Origin of the sequence: Nonomuraea sp. C10 (assembly GCF_008017515.1) — a bacterium.
Taxonomy (GTDB): Bacteria; Actinomycetota; Actinomycetes; order Streptosporangiales; family Streptosporangiaceae; genus Nonomuraea; species Nonomuraea ferruginea.
Map to the genome: position 1 here is coordinate 6359923 of NZ_VPFF01000001.1, position 25982 is coordinate 6385904.

The 25982-nt window shown below is 70.3% G+C and carries 24 protein-coding genes; 2 read left to right on the top strand and 22 right to left on the bottom strand.

The window, feature by feature from the left end; all coding sequences use genetic code 11:
- Positions 1 to 14: 14 nt before the first annotated feature.
- The 17 genes from atpD to rpmE all read right to left on the bottom strand — a co-directional run bounded on the left by atpD (position 15) and on the right by rpmE (position 15713).
- Entirely contained in the window at positions 15 to 1463 is a 1449-nt protein-coding gene (gene atpD, locus FR742_RS29200) for a F0F1 ATP synthase subunit beta (protein WP_148033910.1), read from the bottom strand.
- Position 1464: 1 nt separating this feature from the next.
- The gene (locus tag FR742_RS29205; RefSeq protein ID WP_148033911.1) at positions 1465 to 2367 is read right to left on the bottom strand and encodes a F0F1 ATP synthase subunit gamma; all 903 of its coding nucleotides are present in this window, start codon (positions 2365 to 2367) and stop codon (positions 1465 to 1467) included.
- Positions 2368 to 2370: 3 nt separating this feature from the next.
- Entirely contained in the window at positions 2371 to 4020 is a 1650-nt protein-coding gene (atpA, locus tag FR742_RS29210; RefSeq protein ID WP_148033912.1) for a F0F1 ATP synthase subunit alpha, read from the bottom strand.
- 23 nt (positions 4021 to 4043) lie between these two features.
- A complete protein-coding gene (locus tag FR742_RS29215; protein ID WP_148033913.1) occupies positions 4044 to 4853 on the bottom strand; it encodes a F0F1 ATP synthase subunit delta in 810 nt (269 codons plus the stop codon).
- The gene (locus FR742_RS29220) at positions 4853 to 5410 is read right to left on the bottom strand and encodes a F0F1 ATP synthase subunit B (RefSeq protein WP_148033914.1); all 558 of its coding nucleotides are present in this window, start codon (positions 5408 to 5410) and stop codon (positions 4853 to 4855) included. Before FR742_RS29220 ends, FR742_RS29215 begins: the two co-directional genes overlap by 1 nt.
- A 35-nt stretch (positions 5411 to 5445) precedes the next feature.
- On the bottom strand, positions 5446 to 5676 hold the full coding sequence (gene atpE / locus FR742_RS29225; protein ID WP_148033915.1) for an ATP synthase F0 subunit C: 231 nt from the start codon (positions 5674 to 5676) through the stop codon (positions 5446 to 5448).
- 70 nt (positions 5677 to 5746) lie between these two features.
- A complete protein-coding gene (gene atpB / locus FR742_RS29230) occupies positions 5747 to 6544 on the bottom strand; it encodes a F0F1 ATP synthase subunit A (protein WP_148033916.1) in 798 nt (265 codons plus the stop codon).
- 67 nt (positions 6545 to 6611) lie between these two features.
- The gene (locus FR742_RS29235) at positions 6612 to 6827 is read right to left on the bottom strand and encodes an AtpZ/AtpI family protein (RefSeq protein WP_187281350.1); all 216 of its coding nucleotides are present in this window, start codon (positions 6825 to 6827) and stop codon (positions 6612 to 6614) included.
- A 67-nt stretch (positions 6828 to 6894) separates the two neighbouring features.
- Complete coding sequence (locus tag FR742_RS29240) at positions 6895 to 7314, bottom strand: hypothetical protein (RefSeq protein ID WP_148033917.1); 420 nt, start codon at positions 7312 to 7314, stop codon at positions 6895 to 6897.
- A gap of 129 nt (positions 7315 to 7443) precedes the next feature.
- On the bottom strand, positions 7444 to 8730 hold the full coding sequence (locus FR742_RS29245; RefSeq protein WP_219551051.1) for a glycosyltransferase family 4 protein: 1287 nt from the start codon (positions 8728 to 8730) through the stop codon (positions 7444 to 7446).
- A 60-nt stretch (positions 8731 to 8790) separates the two neighbouring features.
- Entirely contained in the window at positions 8791 to 10053 is a 1263-nt protein-coding gene (glyA, locus tag FR742_RS29250; protein ID WP_148033918.1) for a serine hydroxymethyltransferase, read from the bottom strand.
- 50 nt (positions 10054 to 10103) lie between these two features.
- Complete coding sequence (locus tag FR742_RS29255; protein WP_148033919.1) at positions 10104 to 10478, bottom strand: hypothetical protein; 375 nt, start codon at positions 10476 to 10478, stop codon at positions 10104 to 10106.
- Positions 10478 to 12667 (bottom strand): hypothetical protein, encoded by a 2190-nt coding sequence (locus FR742_RS29260; protein ID WP_148033920.1) that lies wholly within the window; start codon positions 12665 to 12667, stop codon positions 10478 to 10480. Before FR742_RS29260 ends, FR742_RS29255 begins: the two co-directional genes overlap by 1 nt.
- Positions 12668 to 12754: 87 nt before the next feature.
- Positions 12755 to 13402: an L-threonylcarbamoyladenylate synthase gene (locus FR742_RS29265; RefSeq protein ID WP_148033921.1), complete on the bottom strand. Its 648-nt coding sequence runs from the start codon at positions 13400 to 13402 to the stop codon at positions 12755 to 12757.
- 103 nt (positions 13403 to 13505) lie between these two features.
- A complete protein-coding gene (prmC, locus tag FR742_RS29270; protein WP_148033922.1) occupies positions 13506 to 14360 on the bottom strand; it encodes a peptide chain release factor N(5)-glutamine methyltransferase in 855 nt (284 codons plus the stop codon).
- Positions 14357 to 15409, bottom strand: coding sequence for a peptide chain release factor 1 (gene prfA / locus FR742_RS29275; protein WP_148033923.1), 1053 nt, complete (start codon positions 15407 to 15409; stop codon positions 14357 to 14359). Before prfA ends, prmC begins: the two co-directional genes overlap by 4 nt.
- An 85-nt stretch (positions 15410 to 15494) precedes the next feature.
- On the bottom strand, positions 15495 to 15713 hold the full coding sequence (gene rpmE, locus FR742_RS29280; RefSeq protein WP_148033924.1) for a 50S ribosomal protein L31: 219 nt from the start codon (positions 15711 to 15713) through the stop codon (positions 15495 to 15497).
- Between the two features lie 215 nt (positions 15714 to 15928).
- Between rpmE and FR742_RS29285 the strand changes: the two genes are divergently transcribed.
- Positions 15929 to 16963: a hypothetical protein gene (locus FR742_RS29285; protein ID WP_148033925.1), complete on the top strand. Its 1035-nt coding sequence runs from the start codon at positions 15929 to 15931 to the stop codon at positions 16961 to 16963.
- A 50-nt stretch (positions 16964 to 17013) separates the two neighbouring features.
- Here FR742_RS29285 and rho read toward each other — a convergent pair whose 3' ends face one another.
- The 3 genes from rho to thrC form a co-directional block, all read right to left on the bottom strand.
- On the bottom strand, positions 17014 to 19032 hold the full coding sequence (rho, locus tag FR742_RS29290; RefSeq protein ID WP_148033926.1) for a transcription termination factor Rho: 2019 nt from the start codon (positions 19030 to 19032) through the stop codon (positions 17014 to 17016).
- 457 nt (positions 19033 to 19489) lie between these two features.
- Complete coding sequence (gene thrB / locus FR742_RS29295; RefSeq protein ID WP_148033927.1) at positions 19490 to 20395, bottom strand: homoserine kinase; 906 nt, start codon at positions 20393 to 20395, stop codon at positions 19490 to 19492.
- Positions 20396 to 20533: 138 nt separating this feature from the next.
- Complete coding sequence (gene thrC / locus FR742_RS29300; RefSeq protein ID WP_148033928.1) at positions 20534 to 21592, bottom strand: threonine synthase; 1059 nt, start codon at positions 21590 to 21592, stop codon at positions 20534 to 20536.
- Positions 21593 to 21843: 251 nt separating this feature from the next.
- On the opposite strand from thrC, the gene FR742_RS29305 reads away from it, so the two are divergent.
- Positions 21844 to 23226 (top strand): glycosyltransferase family 2 protein, encoded by a 1383-nt coding sequence (locus tag FR742_RS29305; RefSeq protein WP_261808806.1) that lies wholly within the window; start codon positions 21844 to 21846, stop codon positions 23224 to 23226.
- Between the two features lie 16 nt (positions 23227 to 23242).
- Here the strand turns inward: FR742_RS29305 and FR742_RS29310 are convergent, their stop codons facing one another.
- Both FR742_RS29310 and FR742_RS29315 read right to left on the bottom strand, forming a co-directional pair.
- Positions 23243 to 24871, bottom strand: coding sequence for a glycosyltransferase family 2 protein (locus FR742_RS29310; RefSeq protein ID WP_148033930.1), 1629 nt, complete (start codon positions 24869 to 24871; stop codon positions 23243 to 23245).
- Entirely contained in the window at positions 24868 to 25950 is a 1083-nt protein-coding gene (locus FR742_RS29315) for a glycosyltransferase (protein WP_148033931.1), read from the bottom strand. Before FR742_RS29315 ends, FR742_RS29310 begins: the two co-directional genes overlap by 4 nt.
- Between the last annotated feature and the right edge of the window lie 32 nt (positions 25951 to 25982).

Sequence of the window (25982 nt, forward strand, 5' to 3'; positions counted from 1 at the left end):
CATAAGAGGGCGGTTTAGCGGCGCTCGAGTTCCTTGGCCTTGGCCACGGCCTGGTCGATGCCACCGACCATGAAGAACGCCTGCTCGGGCAGATGGTCGTACTCGCCCGCGCACAGCCCCTTGAACGAGGCGATGGTCTCGTCCAGCGGCACGGTCTCGCCCGGCTGGCCGGTGAAGGCCTCGGCCGCGTACATCGGGTGCGACAGGAAGCGCTCGATGCGGCGGGCCCGCTGGACGGTGACCTTGTCCTCCTCGGAGAGCTCGTCGATGCCGAGGATGGCGATGATGTCCTGGAGCTCGCGGTACTTCTGCAGGATCCGCTTGGTCTCCTGGGCCACCCGGTAGTGCTCCTCGCCCACGATCTGCGGGTCGAGGATCCGGGAGGAGGAGTCGAGCGGGTCCACCGCCGGGTAGATGCCCTTCTCCGAGATCGGCCGCGAGAGCACGGTCTGCGCGTCGAGGTGCGCGAACGCGTTGTGCGGGGCCGGGTCGGTGATGTCGTCCGCGGGCACGTAGATCGCCTGCATGGAGGTGATCGAGTGACCACGCGTCGAGGTGATGCGCTCCTGGAGCACACCCATCTCGTCGGCCAGCGTCGGCTGGTAACCCACCGCGGACGGCATACGACCGAGCAGCGTGGAGACCTCGGAACCGGCCTGCGTGAAGCGGAAGATGTTGTCGATGAACAGCAGCACGTCCTGCTTCTGCACATCGCGGAAGTACTCCGCCATGGTCAGCGCGGACAGCGCCACCCGCAGCCGGGTGCCCGGCGGCTCGTCCATCTGGCCGAAGACGAGCGCGGTGTCCTTGAGGACGTCCGCCTCCTCCATCTCCAGCCAGAGGTCGTTGCCCTCACGGGTGCGCTCGCCGACCCCGGCGAAGCACGAGGTGCCGCCGAAGTTACGGGCGACGCGGCGGATCATCTCCTGGATCAGAACGGTCTTGCCGACGCCCGCGCCGCCGAACAGACCGATCTTCCCACCCTGAACGTACGGGGTGAGCAGGTCGATGACCTTGATGCCGGTGACCAGCAGCTCGGTGCGGGACTCGAGCTGGTCGAAGGGCGGCGACGGCCGGTGGATGCCCCACCGCTCCTCGATCTTGAGCGACGAGGTCGGCACGTCGAGCGTCTCGCCCAGCGCGTTCCACACGTGGCCCTTGACGACGTCGCCGACGGGCACCGAGATCGGGCCGCCGGTGTCGGTCACCGCCTGGCCGCGGACCAGGCCGTCGGTCGGCTGCATGGAGATGGCCCGGACGAGGTTGTCACCCAGGTGCTGGGCGACCTCGAGGGTCAGGGTCCTGGTCTCGCCGCCGAGGGTCACGTCGACCTTGAGCGCGTTATAGATCTCCGGCATCGTCTCGACGGAGAACTCCACGTCGACGACGGCGCCGGTGACACGTGCCACGCGGCCAGTGCCGGCCGCGGGGGTTTCTACAGTTTCAACAGCCTCTGCAGTCATTTCACTCTTTCCCCGCTGCGGCGTCAGCGAGCGCGTTGGCGCCACCGACGATCTCGCTGATTTCCTGGGTGATCTCGGCCTGGCGAGCCTGGTTCATCTGCTGGGTGAGAATCCGCATCAGCTCGTTGGCGTTGTCGGTCGCGGACTTCATCGCGCGCCGCCTCGCGGCCTCCTCGGAGGCCGCCGACTGCAGCAGCGCGGTGAAGATGCGGGACTCCACGTAGCGCGGCAGCAGCGACTCCAGCACGTCGCCGGCGGTCGGCTCGAACTCGAAGTACGGCGGGATCACGGTGGCTTCCGTCGCCTCGGTCACCTCGACCTCGAGCGGCAGGATCCGCCGGACCACGACGTTCTGCGTGAGCATCGAGACGAACTGCGTCGAGACGATGTGGATCTCGTCGATCCCGTTGTCGTCCTTGAACGAGTCGATCAGCGTGGTCGCGATCTCCTTGGCGTCGGCGTACGACGGGTTCCTGGAGAAACCGGTCCACTGACCGCCCATCTCGCGCTGGCGGAAGGTGTGCCAGGTGACTCCCTTGGTCCCGCTGACGAACGGGATGTACTGCATCCCGCGGCCCTCGATGAGCCCGCGCAGCGCTTCGGCCTCACGCAGCACGTTGGCGTTGAAGCCGCCGCAGAAGCCGCTGTCGCTGGTGACGATGAGGACGCCCGCCTTGGCGGGGTTCTCCTTCGCCACGGTCAGCGGATGGTCGACGCTGGCCGCGTTGCTGACGACGCCGGTGACGGCGCGAGTGATCTCGCGCTCGTACGGCAGCGCCGCCTGCATCCGTTGCTGCGCCCGCACGATCCGTGAGGAGGCGATGAGCTCCTGGGCGCGCGTGATCTTCGCGGTCGACTTGACCGAGTTGATCCGCCGCCGCAGCAGCCTTAGCTGGGCACCCATGTGCTACTTCCCCGTCGCCGGACGGACGACCTTCTTGATCTTCTCCTGGCCGACCTCGTCCGCCTCGAGCGGCGCCACCGGCTCGTCCTTCACCAGCAGCTCGCCCGAAGAGGTGGTGAAGCCCTTCTTGAACTCCGTGATGGCGTCCTTGAGAGCGGTCGCCGCGTCGTCCGGCAGCTCCTTGGTCTCGCGGATGCCGTCGAAGATGCCCTTGTGCGAGGAGGCCAGGTAGTCGAGGAACTCCGACTCGAAGCGGCGGACGTCCTCGACCGGCACCTCGTCGAGCTCACCGGTCGTGCCGGCCCACACCGACACCACCTGACGCTCGACCGGGAACGGTGAGTACTGCGGCTGCTTGAGCAGCTCGACCAGACGCTGGCCGCGGTCGAGCTGGGCCCGGGAGGCGGCGTCGAGGTCGGAGGCGAAGGCCGCGAAGGCCTCCAGGTCGCGGTACTGCGACAGGGAGAGCTTGAGCGTGCCGGCCACCTTGCGCATGGCCTTGACCTGGGCCGAACCGCCGACTCGGGAGACGGAGATACCGACGTTGATCGCGGGACGGACGCCCGCGTTGAACAGGTCGGTCTCCAGGAAGCACTGGCCGTCGGTGATGGAGATGACGTTGGTCGGGATGAACGCCGACACGTCGTTGCCCTTGGTCTCGATGATCGGCAGACCGGTCATCGAGCCCGCGCCCATGTCGTTGGAGAGCTTCGCGCAGCGCTCCAGCAGGCGGGAGTGGAGGTAGAAGACGTCACCGGGGAACGCCTCGCGGCCCGGCGGGCGGCGCAGCAGCAGCGAGACCGCGCGGTAGGCGTCGGCCTGCTTGGTGAGGTCGTCGAAGATGATGAGGACGTGCTTGCCCTGGTACATCCAGTGCTGGCCGATGGCCGAACCGGCGTAGGGGGCGATGTACTTGTAACCCGCGGGGTCGGAGGCCGGGGCGGCGACGATGGTCGTGTAGTCCATCGCGCCCGCCTCCTCAAGGCGGGAACGCACCTGCGCGATCGTCGAGCCCTTCTGACCGACGGCGACGTAGACGCAGCGCACCTGGCGCTCCGGGTCGCCCGACAGCCAGCCCTCGCGCTGGTTGAGGATCGTGTCGACGGCGATCGCGGTCTTGCCGGTGCCGCGGTCGCCGATGATCAGCTGACGCTGGCCGCGGCCGATCGGGGTCATCGCGTCAATCGCCTTGATGCCGGTCTGCAGCGGCTCCTTCACGGGCTGCCGCTGGACGACCGACGGGGCCTGCAGCTCCAGGGCGCGCAGCTCCTCGTGCTCGATCGCGCCCTTGCCGTCGAGCGGCTTGCCCAGGGGGTCGACGACGCGGCCGAGGAAGTTGTCGCCGACGGGCACGGACAGGACCTCGCCCGTCCTGCGGACCGTCTGGCCCTCCTCGATGCCGGCGAACTCGCCGAGGATAACGACACCGATCTCGCGCGGGTCGAGGTTAAGTGCCAGGCCGCGCGTACCGTTCTCGAACTCGAGCAGCTCGTTCGCCATCGCCGAGGGAAGGCCGGAGACATGGGCGATGCCGTCGCCGGCGTCGACGACGGTCCCGATCTCCTCGCGCGCGGCGCCTTCCGGTTCGTACGCCTGGACGAAGCGCTCAAGCGCGTCCCGGATCTCGTCCGGCCGGATCGTAAGCTCCGCCATCTCTACTCTGTCTCCCTATTCGCCTAGCCGGCCAACCGGCGGCGGACTTCTTCGATTCGTCCCACAATGGTGGTGTCGATGATCTCGTCGCCGATGCGGACCGAGAACCCACCGAGCACTCGCTTGTCCACCTCGACGTTCAGGTGCACGTCACGGCCGTAGGAGGAGCGCAGCCACGTGATGAGACGCTGCCTCTGCTCCTCGGTCAGCTCGACCGCGCTGCGGACCACGGCGACCAGGCGCCGGCTCTGCTGAGCCACCAGCCGGCCGAACTCCTCCAGCCCTGTCTCCAGGCTACGTCCTCGTGGATGTACCACAACCTGCGTGATGAGCCGCATCGTGCTGGGCGCGACCTTGCCTTCGAGCAAGGACCGCAGCAGCTCGCGCTTGCCCTCCGCCGGGGCGCCGGCGTCGCTGAGCGCGCGGCGCAGCGACGGGTTGGCGGCGACGATGCGGCCGAAGCGGAAGAGCTCGTCCTCCACGTCGTCGAGCCGCCGCTGGCTCTCCGCCTCGGCGGCGGCCGCGACCACGCCGAGCCGCTCGATCACGTCGGCCAGGTCGCCGACGCGCGACCACCGGGCCGAGACCGCGGCCTCGGTGGTGGCGACCGCCGACTCGCTGACCTTGCCCTCCAGCAGCACGCGCACGCTCTGCGCCTTCTGCTCGGCGGGCCTCGCCGGGTCGGACAGCGCCCGGCGCAGGCCGTGCTCGCGGTCGAGCAGATCCGCGACCGCGAACAGCTCGTCGGAGAGCGTGGCGAGGTCAGCGCTGCCCGCGACCGCGTTGAAGCGCTCCTCGACCTCTGCCAGCGAGGTTCTGCTCATGCCGCGCATTAGCGCACCGCCTGCGCGTTGGAGCTCTCCAGCTCGTCGAGGAACCGGTCGACGATGCGGCTCTGCCGGGCCTCGTCCGTCAGCGACTCGCCGACGATGCGGCCGGCCAGGTCGGTCGACAGACGGCCGATCTCGGTGCGGAGCTGGGCGAACGCCGCCTGGCGGTCGGCCTCGATCTGGGCGTGCGCGGCCTCGACGAGGCGACGGGCCTCGGCCTGCGCCTCCTCGCGGAGCTCCGCCTTGATCAGCGCGGCCTGCTCGCGAGCTTCCTCGCGGAGCCTGGCCGCCTCGCGCCGCGCCTCTTCGAGCCGCTCGGCGTACTGCTGCTGCAGGGCCTGAGCCTGAGCCTGGGCCTCCTCCGCCCTCTTGATGCCGCCCTCGATGGCGTCGGTGCGCTCGGCCAGCGTCTTCTGGATGCGCGGGACGAGCATCTTGCCGACGACGAGAACGACGACGAAGAACGAGAAGATGCCGACGACGAGCTCGTAAGTGTGCGGCATGAGCGGGTTGGCACCCTCCTCCGCCGCCACTGTGAGGAGCGTAGCTGCCATGTTCATGGGTGCAGCCTTTCGTCAGGGGATGCTTCTGGCCGTCAGAGAGCCTGGAAGATGAACGGCGCGACCAGACCGATCAGGGCGAGGGCCTCGGTGAGGACGAAGCCGAGGAGCATGTTCTGGCGGATCAGGCCGTAGGCCTCGGGCTGGCGGGCGATGGCCTGCACGCCCTGACCGAAGATGATGCCGACGCCGATGCCGGGGCCGATGGCGGCGAGACCGTAACCGATGGCGGTGACGTTGCCGGAGACCTCAGCGAGAAGACCCATTGCTCTTATTCCTTTACTGGACGGCCGGTGAAGTGGAGTCTCACCGGTCATGGATATTCCGGTATGGGGTTCAGTGCTCCGCGTGCAGCGAGCCACCGATGTACATCGCGGCCAGCATCGCGAAGAGGAATGCCTGCAGGAACTGGATGAACATCTCGAAGCCGGTGAGGATGATGGTCATCACCACGCCGAGGACACCGATGGTGGAGCCCGGCAGGGTCAGCTTCTCGAAGAGGAACCAGAAACCCACCATGCTGAAGAAGGCGAGCAGCATGTGGCCCGCGAACATGTTCGCGAACAGTCGCACGGCGTGCGTGAACGGCGCGATGATCATGTTCGAGAGGAACTCGATCGGGGCCAGCAGCAGATAGATCGGCTTCGGCAGCCCCGGCGGGAACATCATGTTCTTGAAGTAGCCGATGCCACCCTGGTGCTTGACGCCCAGGTAGATCTTGAGGACGTAGATCGAGATCGCCAGCACGAACGGGAAGGCGATGTGCGAGGCGACCGGGAACTGGAGGAAGGGAATGACGCCCATGAGGTTCCAGACCAGCACCAGGAAGAAGACGCTGACGAGCAGGCCCATCCACCGGTCCGTGTCCTTGCCCAGGAAGGGCCGGGCGACCTGGTCGCGAACGAACATGTAGCCGTATTCGGCGACGTTCTGGACACCCCGGGGGACGAGTTTCGGCTTGGCGAAGGCCGCCCAGCACACGCCGATCACGATGATCGAGCTGAGAATGGCGAGCAGGACCGGCTTGGTGAACCAGGCGACCCCGGGAATGATGGGGGGCAGGTCGAACAGCTCGCCAGGCGTCGGCGCACCGAACTCACCCGGTGGTGCCGCTAGGACCGTCAGCGCACTCACGCGGCGTTCCCTTCAACGTCGTAGTGGATCACAGGAATTTCCTCGGCGAAGCGGTCGCGGCGTGGGGCTAGCGACCGTGCCGTCGGTAGACCGCGTAGCCGGCCAGCACCAGCCCCAGGACGATGCCTATGGGGAAGAACGCGGACAGGTCGAGCCAACGGTCCAGCAACCAGCCGATGCCGCCGTAGACCGCCATCCCGGCGAGAAGATAGCTGGGGACTGACCACATGGCGTCGGCGAAGTCGCGACCGTCTGTCTCCGGTCGGCGTTCCTGTTCGCTCATCGCGGCCCTGACGATAGCAGGCGGGCAGAGGACTAGTCATATCGGACCCCGTGTTTTACCAGGCTCATCAGTCGCCGTGCCCGGGGACTTTGGCGTCGGGGTCGACGTACAGCATCTTGGTCTTGAGGAAGGCGCGGACCTCGAAGGCCGTCCACACGATCGTGCCGACCACCACGGTCCAGGCGAAAGCCTGCGAGTTCCACAGCGTGGTGTCGCCGAAGGTGGCCAGCATCAGCATGATGACGATGACCTTCACGAGGTAGCTGCCCATCGCGGCGATGGCCATCAGCTGGGGCGAGACGCGGGCCGCGTACGACACGGCCACCACGCTGACGCTGAAGAAGACCATCACCAGGAGCACGCCGATGGCCGCGCCGAGCGCTCCTTTGCCACCGGCCAGGATGGTGGCCGCGGCCAGCGCGACGACTCCGACCCCGAGGGTGGGAAGCGCGGCGCTTTTCAGTACGCGCACGTCGTTGGCCTGCATCGGTGCTCCATCGCGAGTTATCAAGCGAGCGTTTGCTACCTCCAGAACACGAAAATCTGGAGGCCCTGCTCGTGAAAGATATCACAAGCTCACGGAAGGCTGCTTTTACCTGCCGTTTCTAGTTCGCGATCACGATCGGCCCGGATAGATGGGAATGACCGAGTTCGGATCGGTGCTCGGCCGCTCCCGCGGCGGGCCGGGCGGCGGCACCGGCCGCCGGAACTCGGCGTCGGGCCGGACCGGCGGCATCGGGCCGGTGGGCGGGCCGTCGTCGTCGTCGCTCGACGGCTTGCCCCGCGAGGTGTGCGCGCCGCCCCTGCCCCGCCAGCGCGGCAGCGCCATCAGCACCAGCACCCCCAGGGCCAGCAGGATGACCACCGGGAACGCCAGCACCGGCACGGTGACCACGGACATCGCGAAGATGCCGAACGCGAACAGGAACGTCCACGCGTACATGATCATCACGGACTGCCGGTGGGAGTGGCCGATGTCCATCAGCCGGTGGTGCAGGTGGCCGCGGTCGGGCGCGAACGGCGACATCCCGTAGGAGGTGCGGCGCACCACGGCCGTTATCAGATCGATGAGCGGGAGCACCAGGACCGCGGCCGGCACCAGCAGGGGCAGCAGCACGCCGAACCGGTTGATGCCCTCGATGACCGACGGGTCCACCGGCATCACGGTGACGAGCGACGAGGCCAGCACCAGCCCGATCAGCATCGCGCCGGTGTCGCCCATGAAGATCTTGGCCGGGTGGAAGTTGTGCGGCAGGAAGCCGATGCAGGCCCCGATGAGCACGGCGGAGATGGCGGCGGTGGTGGTGATGCGGTCACCGCTGATGTTCTGCCCGAGGTAGATGGAGTAGGCCCAGGTCGCCATGGCGGCGATGCACACGATGCCGGCCGCGAGCCCGTCGAGCCCGTCGACGAAGTTGACCGCGTTGATCGCCACCACCACCACGAGGATCGTGATGATCGCGCTCAGCGTGTAGTCGAGGCTGGTGGAGCCGCCCCAGTCCTTCGGCAGCGGGATGTAGGTCAGTCTCAGCTCGAAGTGGACCAGCACCCCGGCGGCGGCGATCTGCCCGGCCAGCTTGATGAAGGGGTCCATCCCCCACCAGTCGTCGAGGAAGCCGGTCACCGTGATCAGGCCGCCCGCCAGGATCAGGGCCACGACCGGTTCCGCGGCGGTGCCGGCCAGCGCCTTGCCGGTGTTGGTCAGCTGGGCGGCCACCAGCAGCCCGACGACCAGCCCGCCGTACATCGCCAGGCCGCCCAGCCGGGGCGTGGGCGTGGTGTGCACGTCACGATCGCGGATCTCGGGGGCCGCGCCGATGCGGATGGCGAAGCGGCGCACCAGAGGGACCAGCAGATAGGTCACCGCTGCCGCGATGAGCGCCATGAACAGGTATTCGCGCACGGACCTAGTTTCCCGGATGCTCCGGCCGGCTGTGACCGGAAAACGACACAGACCAGCTTATTATTGGTCCATATAAGGCTGATGTATGCCCAGCAGCGCCGTCACCTTGTCCCTGACGTCCGCGGCCGACTCCTGGTCGCGCACCGCGCGGGCCACCAGCGCCCCGACCTCCCGCAGATCCCGGGGCTCCAGGCCCTGGGTGGTGACGCACGGCGTGCCGACCCGGACGCCCGAGGTCACGCGCGGCGGTTCGGGGTCGTACGGTATCGCGTTGCGGTTGAGCGTGATGCCGGCCGCGGCGCACCTGAGCTCGGCCTCGGCGCCGGTGACGCCCAGCCCGCGCACGTCGATCAGCGCCAGGTGGGTGTCCGTGCCGCCGGTGACCGGCCGCATGCCCGCCTCCGCCAGCGCCTCGCTCAGCGCCCGCGCGTTGGCGATCACCTGCCGGGCGTAGCCGGCGAACTCCGGCCGCAGCGCTTCCCCGAACGCCACCGCCTTGGCCGCCACCGCGTGCATCATCGGCCCGCCCTGCGTGAACGGGAACACCGCCCGGTCGATCCGCGCGGCCAGCTCGGCGGTGCACAGGATGCCGCCGCCGCGCGGTCCGCGCAGCGTCTTGTGGGTGGTGAAGGTGACGACGTCCGCCTCCGGGACCGGGGACGGGATGGCGCGGGCCGCGATCAGCCCCATCGGGTGCGCCACGTCCGCCATCAGCCACGCCCCCACCTCGTCGGCGATCCCCCGGAACACCCCGAAGTCGATCAGCCGCGGATAGGCGGTCGCCCCGCACACGATGAGCTTGGGCTGGTGCCGCAGCGCCAGGTCCCTGACCTCGTCGTAGTCGATCAGCTCCGTGTCGCGCCGCACCCCGTACGAGGCCACGTCGAACCACCGGCCGGAGAAGTTGGCCCGGGACCCGTGCGTGAGATGACCGCCGTGCGGCAGCGCCATGGCCAGCATCCGGTCACCCGGCTGCAGCAGCGCCGCGTAGGCGGCCAGGTTGGCGGACGCGCCGGAATGCGGCTGCACGTTGGCGTGCTCGGCGCCGAACAGCTCGCGCGCCCGCCTGACGGCCAGCCGCTCGGCCCGGTCGACGACCTCACACCCGCCGTAGTAGCGGCCGCCCGGGTAGCCCTCCGCGTACTTGTTGCTCAGCGTGGAGCCGAGGGCGGCCAGCACGGCGGGTGAGGCGAAGTTCTCGCTGGCGATGAGCTGGAGGCCGCCGCGCACCCGCTCGACCTCGTCGAGCAGCAGCGCGGCCACCTCCGGGTCCCGCTCCTCCAGGAGCCCGAAGCCCGGACCGTAGAAGGGTCCTGCGCCCATGACCCCACTGTACGGCGACGTACCTCTTTGTCCTAGTTTGGCACTCCTTCTCAGGAGAAGGCGTGCGGCGCCCCCGCCGGAGCCGGGATCCACCGGGGCGTGTCGGCCGCCTCGTCGCTGATGGCCGTGAGCACGGCCTGACGGTAGAGGCCGAGCCTGGTGCGCCACTGGCCGATGTCCTCGACGTAGCGCGAGCCCACCGGGGCGTCCCAGGTCTGCGGGCTCCTGGCCTTGGCGTAGGGCTTGTCCAAGGCCTTGGACAGCTTGTCGAGCAGGGGCAGGGCCTCCTGCCACGCGGTGACCAGCCGCTGGTACTCAGGGTTGAACTCCCACACCCGCGGCTGCTCGTCGAGCGGACCGGTCGCGGTGGCGGGCGGCATCTCCCCCAGCTCCCGGGGCCGCGGCGCGGGCGGATCCACGTACATCAGGCACTCCTCCCATCGTCATCGCCTCGCCGCGGACCACCGGGCTCGACCTGCCCCGGCGGACCGTCGGCCCCCGGGCCCCACTCCCCCTCGACGGGCGGCATCTCCGCGAGAGGCACGCCCGCGGCCCGCGCGATGAGCTCCCGCAGCTCCTCGTCACTCGGCGCCGCACCCTCCCCCACCACCACACCCGGCCGCAAACCCTCGCCGTACGAGCCCGCACCCTCGGTACGTGAGCCCTCTCCGTACGAGACAACGTCGTCACGGCCTAAGCCCTCGCCGTACGAGATCGCGCTCTCGGGTCGCGAACCGTCGCCGGACGAGACAACGTCGTCACGGCTCAAGCCTTGCCCGTAGACCGCGCCCTCGGTACGTGAACCCTCTCCATACGAGACGCCACCGTCCGGACGCGAACCCTCGCCGTACGCGACCGCATCGTCACGACGCGAGGTTGCGTCGTACGAGACCGCGCCCTCGGTACGCGAACCGTCGCCGGACGAGACGGCGCCGTCAGGCGGCGGAGCACTGGCGCTCACAGCGGCCGTGGCGGCGTCATCAGGGGGTGGGGTGGGTGGAACGACCAGCCCGGCGTCGCCACCCCTTGAGGGGGCATCCTGGCCGGTCCCAGGCGTGTCGGGCGTCGCGCGTCCCTGATCGGGCGTCGTCCGTCCCTCGTCAGGCGTGGCGCGCCCCTGGTCTGGCGTGGCGCGTCCCTCGTCGGGCGTCGCGCGTCCCTGATCCGGTGGGCGGGTGTCCTGGGAGGTGCCGTCGTCGCAGGGGCCGCCGACGGAGGGCGTGTCGGCCGGCTGGACCTGGTCGAGGTTCTCCAGAAGACTCTCCAGCTCCTTCGCGGTGGGCGGGTCGATGGGCACCTGGACCACCTTGACCCCGTCGATCTCGACGACCTTTGGCCTGCCGGTCTCGATGTCGTCCGGGTGATCCTTACGGGGGGTGTCGGCGATGCCCTGGGTGTTTCCGTCCCGCTGTCCACCGGCATCAGGCTTCTGGGTCCCAGGCTCGCCATCGCACGCCCCGTCCCGTCGGCCATCCTCCCCGGGCTTCGTCTCGGACCGGTCCGCGTCCGGCTTCTCCTGGCCTATCGCGTCCGGCTTCTCCTGGCCTATCGCGTCCGGCTTCTCGCCTGTATCCGCGTCGGGCTTCTCACCACGAGCGTCGGCATCCGGCTTCTCCTCAGGAGTACCGACGTCGGGCTTGTCCTCTCGTCCCCGGACGCCGTCGTCACACTTCCCGTCCTCACCGGGCTTGGCCTCAGGCCGATCCGCATCCGGCTTCTCACCGCGGGCATCGGCATCCGGCTTCTCCTCAGGAGTACCGACATCGGGCTTCTCACCGCGAGCGTCGGCGTCTGGCTTCTCCTCGGGGGTACCGGTAACGGGCTTGTCCTCTCGGGCCGTGGCGCCGTCGTCGCACTTCCCGTCCTCACCGGGCTTGGCCTCGGGCCGATCCACATCAGGCTTCTCACCACGAGCGTCGGCGTCAGGCTTCTCCTCAGGGGTACCGGCGTCGGGCTTGCCCCCATCGGGTTTCCCGTCCCGCGCGTCCCCGTCCGGCTTCCCGTCCCGGGCATCCGCGTCAGGCTTCCCGTCCCGGCCGTCCGCATCCGGCTTCTCACCACGAGCGTCAGCGTCCGGCTTCTCCTCAGGCGTACCCGCGTCAGGCTTGCCCCCATCCGGCTTCTCGCCCCGCGCATCCGCGTCCGGCTTCTCACCGCGGGCGTCCGCGTCAGGCTTGCCCGGGTCCGGCTTCTCGCCGCGACTGTCAGCGTCCGGCTTGCCCTCATCGGGCTTGTCGCCCCGCGCATCCGCGTCCGGCTTGCCCCCGTCGGGTTTCCCGTCGCGGGCGTCCGTGTCTGGGTTGGATTTGTCGGGCTTTGGGTCGGTGCCTGGTTTGTCGGTGGGGGGAGGGTCCGTGCGGCGGGAGTCGCCAGAAGGGGACTCGCCGGCGGCGCGCTTCTCGAGGAGGTCCAGCCGGGCGGAGACGTCCTTGACCATCCGGTCCGCGGAGTCCGCCACCTGGACGGGCCGATGGGTGGTCTGGGTCGCGAGGCCCGCCCTGGACATGATCTGCGAGACGCGCCCCTCCACCTCGCGCAGCTCGACGGCCGCCTGTTTCGTCTCCGCCAGCAGCTCGCGGACCAGCTGGGGATCCATGCCGTCGAACTTGCCCATGGGCCACTCCCGGACGTCGCTAGCTCCCGGGCCCACCGTATTCTCGCCACCACCCACCGCGCAGGCGGGATAAGCAGACGGTATCGGTCAGCCGTCGGTCGCGACGTACCCGATGATGCCGCGCAGCTTCTCGACCGGGATGGCGCCGCGGCGCAGGAGCCGGGGCACGGCGGTGGTCAGGTCGAGGATCGACGACGGGGTGTTGTCGGTGGTCTTGCCGCCGTCGAGGTAGACCGCGACCGAGTCGCCGAGCTGCTCCTCCGCCTCCGCCGCGGTGGCGGCGGCCGCCATGCCCGAGCGGTTGGCGCTGGAGACGGCCATCGGGCCGGTCTCCTTGAGCAGGTCGAGCGCCACCGGGTGGAGGGGCATGCGCAGCGCGACCGTGCCCTTGGTGTCGCCGAGGTCCCACGACAGGGCGCGGTTCGCCTTGCAGACGATGGTCAGCGGCCCCGGCCAGAACGCGTCTATCAGGTCCTGCCCGTACGGTCCGAGGTCCTCGACGAGCGCGTTGGCCGCGCGTACGGTGCCGACGAGGACGGGCGGCGGCATGTCGCGGCCGCGGCCCTTGGCGTCCAGCAGCGCGGTGACGGCGGCGGGGGTGAAGGCGTCGGCGCCGATCCCGTACACCGTGTCGGTGGGCAGCACGACGAGCTCGCCGCGCCGGACGGCGGCGGCCGCCTCTCGCAGGCCCTCGGCCCGCTGTTCGAGATCGCTGCAGTCAAAGCGCTTTGTCACGGTCTCATTGCCTCACTCCGCTCGCGAGCGGCGCTCTACGAGGCCTCCTCCTTCCGTCATGTTCGGCGTCGTCCGGAGAAGGCCGCGCCGCTTCGCGTGCATCCTAGTCCTGGCCCAGCCTGGCGGTGACGAATCGGTCTCTGCGGGTGAGATCCTGCCGTAGCCGTACGTCACGCCAGCCGTTGTCTTCCGAGAACTGCAGGTAGACGTCCCTGCCCTGCTCGTCAGCGTGCTCGACGGCGACCCAGCCGCCGGGCCGCAGCAGGCGCCGCGCGGTGACCTCGACCGCCCGCACCTCGCCCAGCCCGTCGTCGCCGGTGCCGTAGAGGGCGCGTACCGGGTCGTAGTCGCGCACCTCGGGGTCGCGCGGCACCGCGCCGGGCGGGATGTACGGCGGGTTGGAGATGACCAGGTCGACCCTGCCGTTCAGCTCGGGCAGGGCGGCGGCGAGGTCCTCGGGGTGCAGGTGGGTGCGGCCCTGGCCGTGCTCGGAGATGTTGCGCTTGGCCCAGGTGTAGGCGTCGGGGTCGACCTCCACGGCGTGCACCTCGGACAGCGCCACCTCCTGGGCGATCGACAGGGCGATCGCGCCCGAACCGGTGCCGAGGTCGACGACGAGCGGCGCGGTCACGTCCATCTCGCGCAGCGTCTCGATCGCCCAGCCGGTCATCACCTCGGTCTCGGGGCGCGGCACGAAGACCCCCGGCCCGACCTCAAGGTCGAGGTAGCGGAAGTAGGCGCGGCCGGTGATGTGCTGAAGCGGCTCGCGGGCCTCACGCCGCGCGACGCCCTCCCAGAACAGCGCGTCGAAGTCGGCGTCCTTCACGGCGTGCAGTTGGCTCCTGCGCACGCCGTGGACGAACGCCGCGATCTCCTCGGCGTCGGTGCGCGGTGACGACACCCCCGCCTCCGCCAGCCGGGCGGTGGCGAGGGCGATCTCGTCCAGCAGAAATGTCATGAGTGTTGTGCGAGCTTCTCCGCCATCTCGGCGTCGATGAGGGACTGGGTGACGGCGTTGAGCTCACCGTCGAGAACCTGGTCGAGGTTATACGCCTTGAAGCCGACGCGGTGGTCGGAGATGCGGTTTTCCGGGAAGTTGTACGTGCGGACCCGCTCGGAGCGGTCGACGGTGCGCACCTGCGACTTGCGTTCGGCCTGCGCGGCGGCGTCGGCCTGCTCCTGCGCCACGGCCAGCAGCCGGGCGCGCAGGATGCGCAGCGCCGACTCCTTGTTCTGCAGCTGGCTCTTCTCGTTCTGGCAGGAGACGACCACGCCGGTCGGGAGGTGGGTGATGCGGACCGCCGAGTCGGTGGTGTTGACGCTCTGCCCGCCGGGGCCGCTGGAGCGGTAGACGTCGATGCGCAGGTCGTTGGGGTCGATCTGGACCTCGACCTCCTCGGCCTCCGGGTAGACGAGCACGCCGGCGGCGCTGGTGTGGATGCGGCCCTGCGACTCGGTGACGGGCACCCGCTGCACGCGGTGGACGCCGCCTTCGAACTTGAGCCTGGACCACACGCCCTCGTCGCCCTTGGCCTTGATCGCGACCGTGACGTCCTTGTAGCCGCCCAGGTCGGACGGCTGACTGTCGATGATCTCGGTCTTCCAGCCGATCCGCTCGGCGTAGCGGAGGTACATGCGCAGCAGGTCGCCGGCGAACAGCGCGGACTCCTCACCGCCCTCGCCCGCCTTGATCTCCATGATGATGTCCTTGTCATCGTTGGGATCGCGCGGGATCAGCAGGTGTTTGAGCCGTTCTTCGAGCTTGGGGATGCGCTCCTCGATCTCCGCCGCCTCGGCCGCGAACCCCTCGTCCTCGCCCGCCAGCTCCCTGGCCGCGGTCAGGTCGTCGCGGGCCGTCTCCAGCTCGCGGTAGGTGGCGACGATGGGGGTGAGCTGGGAGTAGCGCCTGCCGAGCGTGCGGGCCCTGCTCTGGTCGGCGTGCACGGCGGGGTCGGCGAGCTGCAGCTCCAGCTCGGAGTATTCCTTGAGCAACTCGTCGAGGTTCACCGTCGGGTCCTTCGTGTGTGGGCTGTGTTCGAACCAAGAACGCCGGCCCGCCGCACGGTCGTGCGTCGGGCCGGCGTCGGTGAAGCTACTTGCCCGAGGCCTTCTTGCCGAAGCGCTTCTCGAAACGCGCCACCCGGCCGCCGGTGTCGAGGATCTTCTGCTTGCCGGTGTAGAAGGGGTGGCAGGCAGAGCAGACGTCGGCGTGGATCACGCCGTTCTTGGCGGTGCTGCGGGTGGTGAACGTGTTGCCGCAGGAGCAGGTCACCTGCGTCACGTGATAGTCAGGGTGGATGTCGCGCTTCATGGCTGTCCTTTCGGGTGCGGTCGCCGGGTCGCCAGACAAGGTGCGACGGAGCGCAGGGGCGGGAGCCGGTACCGCGAAAATCGGTCAGCTACCAGTGTGCCAGATCCTTCAACCGTCCAGCGCCGCCAGGCATTCCACCCGATCTTGATGACGACCCGCGCCGCCGGTCACACTAGGCTCCCGCACATCATCGATCGGACGGGGGACGTCATCAGATGACAGGCAGGGCACGGTCGCTGCTCGCGGCCGCCACGGGGGCGGCGCTGCTCCTCACGGGCACGGGGGTGCCGTCCGCGCAGGCCGGCACGCGGTACGGGCAGGTCTCCACGGTCCCGGACTTCACGGGGGAGGTCCAGGCGGTCGCGTACGTGCCCGCCCACGCCGACGCGGAGGCCAGGGCGACGCTCAAACTGAGGGACCCGGCCACGGTCGAGCGTGTCACCGGCTGGATCGTGCCGCCGGGCAAGCAGCGGCGCCGGGTCACGTTCGACCTCAGGCCCGGCTCGGCCACCGTCACCGGGAAGTGGACCGTCGCGCCCGGCGACCCGGCGGGCGCGTGGCGGCTGACCGCCGAGGTCACGCGCGGCGGCGCCCCGCGGGCCAACGACCTCACCGTGCAGGTCGCCGCCAGGCAGGCCATCACCGGGGCGACGGTCAGCCCCTCCCCCGTCAAGCTGGTCAGGGGCAAGGACGTCAAGGTGAGCGTCGAGGTCAAGGTCAAGGGCTCGGAGACGGTCACGGCCAAGCTGGTCGCCGAGAGCTCCACCGCCTACTACGACCTCGGCACCCTCGCCAGGGAGTCGAACGGCGTCCACCGCGGCGTCACGTACTTCGGCGACCACAGCCCGCCCGGCGAGTGGACGCTGCAGGTGCACGCCACCCGCGGCGGCGAGACGCTGAGGAGCCTGCTCTCCTTCACCGTCACGAAACCCGCCGCCGGCACCCCGGCCAAGGCCGGCGCCAGGGTCACCGTCGGCGTGCCGAAGAGAGTCGGCAAGGGCCGGTGGTTCCGCGTGCACGGCAAGGTGTACCGCGACGGCAGGCCGTACAAGCGCAAGAAGGTCCGCATCTATTTCAAGGCCGTGGGCGCCGCGAAGTATCGCCTCGCCGGATACGCGACCACCAACTCCACCGGCCGCTACACCAGGTCCTTCAAGGCCCGCAAGGACGGCTACTACCAGGTGAAGTCGGCCGGCACGAGCAGGACCAGCGCCGCGCTGTCGCCGCAGCGGCTCGTGGACGTCCGCTAGAGACGGAACGGGCGGCGGGGTCGCCCCCGCCGCCCGTCGCGCGTCAGCCGCTAGTCGCGGTCGTTGTTGACCGTGGTCTTCTGCACCTGGAGCAGGAACTCCGCGTTGGACTTGGTCTCCTTCATGCGGTCGAGCAGCAGCTCCAGCGCCTGCTGCATGTCGAGCGCGTGCAGCACCCGGCGCAGCTTCCAGACGATCTGGAGCTCTTCCCTCGCCATGAGGATCTCTTCCTTACGGGTGCCGGACGCGTCGACGTCCACCGCGGGGAAGATGCGCTTGTCGGCCAGGGACCGGTTGAGCTTGAGCTCCATGTTGCCGGTGCCCTTGAACTCCTCGAAGATGACCTCGTCCATCTTGGACCCGGTCTCGACCAGGGCCGTGGCGAGGATCGTCAGCGAGCCGCCGTTCTCGATGTTGCGGGCCGCGCCGAAGAAGCGCTTGGGCGGGTAGAGGGCGGTGGAGTCGACACCACCCGACAGGATGCGCCCGGACGCCGGGGCCGCCAGGTTGTAGGCACGGCCGAGGCGGGTGATCGAGTCGAGCAGGACGACCACGTCATGGCCGAGTTCCACCAGGCGCTTCGCGCGCTCGATCGCCAGCTCCGCGACCGTGGTGTGATCTTCGGCGGGACGGTCGAAGGTCGAGTGGATGACCTCGCCCTTGACCGAACGCTGCATGTCGGTGACCTCTTCAGGCCGCTCGTCGACGAGGACGACCATGAGGTGGCACTCGGGGTTGTTGTGGGTGATCGCGTTGGCGATCGCCTGCAGCACCATCGTCTTGCCGGCCTTCGGCGGCGAGACGATGAGACCGCGCTGGCCCTTGCCGATCGGGGAGACGAGGTCGATGATCCGCGTGGTGAGGATGTTCGGCTCGGTCTCCAGGCGCAGGCGCTCCTGCGGGTAGAGCGGGGTCAGCTTGTTGAAGTCGGGCCGGTTGCGGGCCTGCTCCGGGTCCATGCCGTTGACGGTGTCGAGGCGGACCAGGGCGTTGAACTTCTCGCGTCGCTCGCCATCGCGCGGCTGGCGCACGGCTCCGGTGACGACGTCGCCCTTGCGCAGGCCGTTGCGGCGGATCTGGGCGAGCGAGACGTACACGTCGTTGCTGCCCGGCAGGTAGCCGCTGGTGCGCACGAAGGCGTAGTTGTCGAGGATGTCGAGTATGCCGGCGATCGGGATGAGGACGTCGTCCTCGCCGATCACGGGCTCGCTGCTGTCGAAGCGGTCACGGCCGCGACCGCGGTTGCGCTCCCTGAACCGGCCCCGGCGGCCACGGCCACCGCGGTCGTCGTCGCCGTCGCCCCGCTGGTCGCCACCGCGCTGGTCGCCCCCACGCTGGTCACTGCCACGCTGGTCGCTGCCACGCTGGTCGCTACCGCGCTGGTCACTACCCCGCTGGTCGCCGCCGCGCTGGTCGCCTCGGCTGCCCGAGTCGGCGACGCGCTGGTCGCCGCCACGGTCACTGCCACGGTCACTGCCACGGTCACTGCCACGGTCGTTGCCACGGTCGCCGCGGTCGTTGCCGCGTTCGCGGCGCTCGCCACGGCTGCGGCGCTCGCGCCGGCTCTCACCGCGCTCGCCACGGGAGTCGCCCTGATGGGCGTCCGCCGCGGGCTGCGCGGGCTGCTCGACGACGGGCTCGGCCGGAGCCGCGACGGGCTCGGCGGGCGCGGTCACGGTGGCCGCGGCGGCCACCGGCTCGGCGGCCTGCGGAGCGGGCTCTTCGGCGGTCTTGGCGCGGGAGCGTTCCCTGCGCGTCCGGGTGGGTCGCTCCGTGGCGGGCGCCGCGTCGGCCGCGGCGGGCGCCTCGGCGGCGGGAGCCGCCGCGCCTTCTCCGGAACCGCCACCCTGCTTCTCCTGGATGGCCGCGATGAGCTGGCTCTTCCGCATCCGCCCGGTCCCGCTGATGCCCAGCTCAGCAGCCATCTTCTGCAGCTCGGGCAGCACCTTGGCCGACAGGCCCGTGCCGGAGCGACGCGCGCGGGGCTTGGCCGCGGCGCGAGTGGGGGTGTCGCCGGACGCCGCAGATGTGCCTGTTGCGTCGGAGAGGAGTTCGGTGGTGTCGCTCAACTAAAAGGTCCTTCCCAGGGGTCGGGCCCCGGCTTCGTTCGACCGGGCGTCCCGGAGGTGCTTGCGATCCGGCGGGACAGACCGGGTCGGGGTGCACGTTTGCGATCTTCGGCCGCCGCTGGGGACGGTCGCCACTCTTGGCGAGGGGCTCGTCCAGGCCGCCACAGGACGGTGGCGCGTGGATGACACCCCCCAGATTGCTGCCGACAACCAGATGTCGAGGTGATCGAACGCGCGAGTCCCCGTCGTCGCCACCTCACGTCGGGCCAACCGGGTGTGGGCCAACCGGAGGCGACGGATTCCGGGGAGACAGCCGCGCTGCTCACGCCTCGCGACGTGAAGCATGATGCAACGATGTGTGGCTGACAAGCACGCACCCAACAAGGGGGCACCTGGTGCGGCTATCAGCCTAACATCACCAGCGCACACGGCTATTCCCTGAAGGTCTAGAGAGGCATCAGCGTGTCTCGGGGAACTGAACGTTCGCACCAACTGGGTCGACGTCCATTAGCTGGATGTGCCAGTCACTACCCACTTCTGGCGCGATCAAATCCTGCGAATCCGATGTCGAAAACGCAAGGACCGTGGGACCCGCTCCCGAAACGACGGCGGGCACGCCCACTGCACGGAGCCGTTCTACCAGATCCGCGCTCTCCAGCATGGCAGGCGCGCGGTAGGGCTGGTGCAGACGATCCTCGGTGGCGGCGAGCAGCAGCTCCCGATCCGGACGTCGGGTCAGCGCCGCGATCAGCAACGCGGCCCGGCCGGTGTTGAAGGAGGCGTCCTTGTGGGGCACGTCCTTCGGCAGCAACCCCCGAGCGGTCTCCGTGTCCAGTCGTACCGGTGGAACGATCGCGACGGGGCGGATGCCCGCGTCGGGCGTCAGCTTCACCATACGTGGTGCTCCGTCATGCTCGCTCCATGCGATCGTCAGGCCGCCGGCCAGGCACGGAGCGACGTTGTCGGGGTGGCCTTCGATCTCGGTGGCGAGCGCGTACACCGCGTCGTCGCCCAGCCCGCCGCCGCCCAGCGCCCGCGCGGCCAGGATGCCCGCGCAGATGGCGCCGGACGAGCTGCCGAGCCCGCGCGCGTGCGGGATCCGGTTACGGCACCGCAGCCGGATCCCGGCCGGCTGGGGGACGCCCATCCGGTCGAACGTCCTGCGCATCACCCTGACGATCAGGTTGCCCTCGCCGGTGTCGACCGTCCCCGCGCCCTCGCCCTCGACGGCCACCGTCACGCCGGGCTCGTCGGTGAGCGTGGCCTCGACGTGGTCGTACAGCGTCAGCGCCAGCCCGAGCGTGTCGAACCCCGGCCCGAGATTGGCGGACGTGGCGGGCACGCGTACCTCGACGGTGCTCATTTCTCACCTTTCCCCGCGGACCACGCGGCCCCCGGAACGCGAAGGCTCTTCATGCCTCTCGCACGCACATCCCCGTCATGCCATCCCTCTTCTCCCGCGACCGCCACCCGGACGCGGGAGCACCGTGCCGCGCGAGGGTCAGGCCAGGCTGAGCGCCGAGGCGGCGGCGTGGACGTCGATGGGGATGGTGATCGGGGCGGGCGCGCCGGAGATGGCCCAGTCGGGGTCCTTCAGCCCGTTGCCCGTGACGGTGCAGACGATCCGCTGCCCCGGGTCGACGAGGCCCTCGGCGTGCGCCTGGAGCAGGCCCGCCACGCTGGCCGCCGAGGCCAGCTCGACGAAGACGCCCTCTTCCTGGGCCAGCAGCTTGTAGGCGGCCGCGATCTGCCGGTCGGTCACCTTGTGGATCAGGCCGCCGGACTCGTCTCTGGCGGCCGTGGCGAGCTGCCAGGAGGCGGGGTTGCCGATGCGGATGGCGGTGGCGATGGTGTGCGGGTGGGACACGGGCGCGCCGTCGACGATGGGCGCGGCGCCGCTGGCCTGGAAGCCGAACATGCGCGGCCGCCTGGCGGCCAGGCCGTCCGCGGCGTACTCCTGGTAGCCCATCCAGTAGGCGGAGATGTTGCCCGCGTTGCCCACCGGGATGCAGTGGATGTCGGGGGCGTCGCCGAGCGCGTCGACGATCTCGAAGGCGGCCGTCTTCTGTCCCTGGAGGCGGAACGGGTTGACGGAGTTGACCAGCGCGATCGGGTAGTTGGACGACAGCTTGCGCGTCATCTCCAGGCAGTCGTCGAACGACCCCTCGACCTGCAGCAGCGTCGCGCCGTGGACGAGCGCCTGGGCGAGCTTGCCCATCGCGATCTTGCCGCGCGGCACCAGGACGGCGCAGGTGAGACCGGCGCGCACGGCGTAGGCGGCGGCCGAGGCGGAGGTGTTGCCGGTGGAGGCGCAGATGACGGCCTTGGCGCCCTCTTCCACGGCCTTGCTGATGGCCATGGTCATGCCGCGGTCCTTGAAGCTGCCGGTCGGGTTGGCGCCCTCGACCTTGAGGTAGACGTCGCATCCCGTCAGGGCGGAGACGCGGTGCGCTGGCACCAGCGGCGTGCCGCCTTCGAGCAGCGTGATGACGGGCGTCTTGGGGGTGACCGGAAGACGCTCGCGGTACTCCTCGATGAGGCCACGCCAGGACCTGCTCATGCTTGACTCCCTACCTGCGATGTTCCGCACCGAGTGTACGGGGTGGGCGGGGTGTGCGTGCTGAGCGGGGGCGAGCTGTCAAGACCCTGACAAGTGGGGTCGCGCAACGTCATTATTCAGCAAATTCCCAGCATCTCCCGATAGGGTCTCGCCAGGGGGTCATCCACATGAACGCGCGTCCTGCTTTGCCGCAGAACGACTATTCGGCCTTGCTGCCACCCGAGCTGGGTTGCTGGTCTCCGGCACTGTCCGTGAGCGTGGTGATACCCGCGCACGGGGGGCCGCACCTGGAGCTGACGCTCGCCGCGCTGGCGGCGCAGACGTACCCGGGCCACCTCATGGAGGTCCTGGTCGTCGACGACGGCAGCGAGCCGCCCATCGTGCTGCCGGAGATCCGCCCGGCCGACACCAGGATCGTGCGGCCGGAGTGCGGCTGGGGCATCTCCAACGCCGTCAACACCGGCGTCAAGGCCGCCGACGGCGAGATCATCCAGCGGCTCGACGCGGACATGGTGCCCTGTCGCGAGCACATCGAGGCGATGGCCCGCTGGCACCACGTGACCGACTACCTGGTCACGATCGGCATGAAGAGGTTCGTCGAGGCGCCGCCGCTCACCGCCCGCGAGGTGTTCGGCGCCCGGTGCCTGGACGAGCTGTTCGACCTGGACGCGGCGGTGGCCAGCTCGACCGAGGCGACGATCGCCAAGACCGACGGGCTGCGCAAGAGCCGCAACCCGTACCACGTGTGCACGGGGCCGACGGTCGCCATGCCGCGCGAGGTGTTCCACGCCGTCGGCGGACTGGACCCGAACGTGCTGCGGGGCGAGGACACCGAGTTCGCCTACCGGCTGGCGATGCACGGCGTGGTCTTCGTACCGGAGACGCGGGCGCAGGCCGTCCACCTGGGGCTGCCCGCGCAGCACCGCGACAGGGAGCGCGCCGTGCGGGCCGTCGAGCCGTACCTGGCGCACCGCGTCCCGCTCCGGCGTGACCTGCGCAAGGACCGCGGGCGGCGGTGGCTGGTGCCGTACGTGGAGGTGGTGCTGGACGTCACGGGCGCCGCGGAGGCGGACGTGCGGCGCGCGGTCTCGGCGGCGCTCGACGGCAAGCTGCACGACGTGGTGGTGACGCTGGTCGGGCCGTGGTCCCGGCTGCGCGAGGGACGGCGGTCCGTGCTGGCGGACCCGCACTTCGACCTGCGGCTGATGCGCGACCTGTTCGGCCACGACGACCGGATCAGGCTCATCGACGAGGCCGCGCCGACACCCGCGCCGATCCCCTTCCGTTACCGGGGGCCGGTGGAGGTGCCGCTGCACCGGGTCACGCTGGAGCGGATGATCGAGACGGTGCAGAAGGACCTGACGGGCGTGCTGGTCGTGGACCTGCCGGACGGCCGCGAGGCCCGGCTGGAGCGCACCTCCGCGCTGGGCCGCGCCCTGCTCCTGTCGGGTCCCTGCGAGGACCCGGACGCGGTCGTCGGCACCACCCACGGAGTACGCCGCGTCTCCCCCGACCGTTACTGGCCGCAGCCGAAGGAACAGCCGCCTGCCCCGGTCACCATCCCGGCCCCGGCGGCTCCCGGCCCCGACCGCACCCTCCTGGGCCGCCTCAGATCCGCGCTACGCCCCGACTGACGTACGAGAAAGGCGCCTACTTGCGGAGGGCGCGTTTGACGCGGGCGGAGAAGGCCGTGCGGAGGGTCTGCCGGCTGCGGTCGGCGGCGGACAGGTCGCGGCGCAGGCCCGCCGCCTCTTTGCGGAGCGTGGCGATCTCCCGGCGGTACTCGACGGCGCTCTTGCGCCACTTGCCCGCCTCGTCGCGCCACCTGGCCACCTCGCCCCGCAGCCGCTCGGTCTCCTTGGCCAGCCGCTCCGCCTCCGCCTGGGCCGCGACCCGGGCCCGGTAGGCGCTGCGGCGGCCCTGCGGCGCCGGCTGTTCGCCGGCGAAACCGCAGCTCTCACCGGACACCCAGACGATGCCGGACACCTCGTCCACCACGTCGTCGAGGTCCTCGCCCGGACCGGCGAGCATGCGGGCCCTGGCGAAGGACGCGGCGCGTTCGAGCCGGGCGGACACCACCCCGTCCGGCGTCTCGTCGAGCAGGATGTTGATCAGCCCGAGCCCTTCGGTGCGCGCCCGTTCGAGCAGCGCGGCCACGGAGTCCTCGCCGGGCGCCCAGCCGGGCGGCAGCCGCAGCACGTACGGCACGGCCGGGTCGACGCGGTCGTCGGCGGCCAGCCGCACCCGGCTCTCGTACGCGTAGTGCCCGCGGACCAGCTCCAGCTCCAGGTTCGGGTCCCGGAGCGGGGCGCGGCGGTCGCGTTCGAGCGTGTCCCAGGGCCCGACGAGCACCACGCGCAGGTCGTGCGCCGTGCCCGCCAGCAGCGCGTCCACGGTCGCGCGCACGGTGTCGTACCCGGCGGTCCCGTCGACCAGGACCTCCAGGTACGGGATCTTCCACGTGCGGCCCGGATGGCGGCGCAGCCAGCGGTAGGCGGGGATGCGGTCGCCGATGAACGCGTAGCTGACCCGGTCGATGCGCTCCTTGTGGCGCATCCGCATGGTGGGGCCGAGATGGTAGGCGCGGGCTTCCGGTTCGGGCACGAACACGGCCCCCGCCTGCATGAGCCGGTAGCCCATCTCGGTGTCCTGGCCGAGGACGAGGTCGCCGTCCATGGGCCCGGCGGCCTCGATCAGCCGGGCGCTGACGGAGGTGGCGCCGCCGACGTGCAGGCTGAAGGGGCGCTCGCCGTTGTCGGTCAGCCCGTCGGTCCGCTCGACCAGGCGGACGATCCAGGCGTGCGGCTCGGCCGGCTCGAAGTACGCCTCCATGTCGTCGGGCAGCTTCTCGGGCAGCGGGGACTCGGAGAAGCGGATGTAGCCGGTGACGGCGAGGTACGGGGCCGCGTGGTGCCAGCGCATGTGCGCCGTGATCGCGCCGGCGGTCGGCACCACGTCGGAGTCGAGCCAGTGGATGACGTCGCCCGTGGCCTCGGCCAGCCCGGCGTTGCGCGCGCTGCCGCGGCCGGGGGTCTCGCAGCGGATCAGCCGGGTGTCCGGCGGGCAGTCGGCGGGCAGCCGCAGGGGCGGGTCGCTGCCGTTGTCGACGACGATGACCTCGGTCAGACCGGCCGGGTAGGTCTGCCTGGCGAGCCCGGCGAGCACCAGGTCGAGCTTGTCCTGGGCGCCGTAGGCGGGGATGACCACGCTCACCCGCAGCTCCGGCTCGAAGTCCGCGGCGGGCCGGATCGGGCGGTAGTCGTTGTTGCGTACCCTCATGCCGCTTCCATCAGCAGGCTGGGACGGAAGCCGTGCCACTGGTTGGCCGCGACCTTGACGAAGTGGGCCAGCGGCAGCTGCCAGGTGTGCTGCTCGCTCAGCCCGCGGCGCAGCACGTACCCGAGCCCGTGGGTGCGGTACACCCGCGCGCCGAGACCGGTCGCCGCCTTGAGAAACTCCCGATCCACTGCCGAATGCAAGGCAGGAAACCCCCCTATTTCCTGAAATTTCTCCCGGGACAGCAAGATCGTCCCGCCCGCTATGTGATCCGCCCACACCTCGCTCGGGTACGAGGCCCCGCTCGCGAAGGTCGTGCGCCTGATCGTCAGGTTGAGCGGCTCCAGATAGAAGAACTCGCCCGTCACGCCGACCACGTCGGCCCCCGAATAGGCGGCGGCCATGAGCAGATCGGAAAGATGGCCGGGACCGTACCAGTCGTCGTCGTCCCACTTGGTGACGTAGTCGCCGCCGGCCCGGGCGGCGGCCCGGTTCAGCACCTCGCCGAACGGGACCCCGGCGTCCGCCTCCACCCAGCTCACCGGCAGCGGGCAGCCCTCGACGGCCTCCCGCACCCGCTCGAACGCGACCCCGTGCAGCCCGAGCACCACCTCGGCCCGCACCCCGCGCTGGCGCGCCATCTGGCCCAGCGCGGAGGCGACGTACTCCGGCCGTTTGGTCGCCATCACCACGCTGACCAGCGGCTGCGCGGGCCGGCGAGGCGCGGCCAGGCGGCGCAGACGGATGCTGTGCTCCTCGCGCCGCAGGTCGGCCAGGCACCGCGCGGTGCCGTCGGGCTCGTGCGCCAGCCAGGCGTGGTCGGTGAGCGGCTCCCGCAGTTCCTCCGGCACCCACGGAGGCGCCCCGGACGACGTCAGCGGCACCCCGGCGGCGGCCATGCGCATGACGCCGTCGAGCGGCACCCGCTGCTCGGGCCAGTCGACTTCGAGCCCGCGCAGCGCCCGCAGCGCCGCCTCCCCGGGCTCCTCCTGCCCGTCCACGACCCATTCGCCGTCACGCCAGAGCAGGCGGGCGAGCCCTTTCTCCGGCGTGCGCGCGAAACCGCATGGGGTGAGGGACATCGATGCTGCTCCTGAGGACCGGAAACTCGACC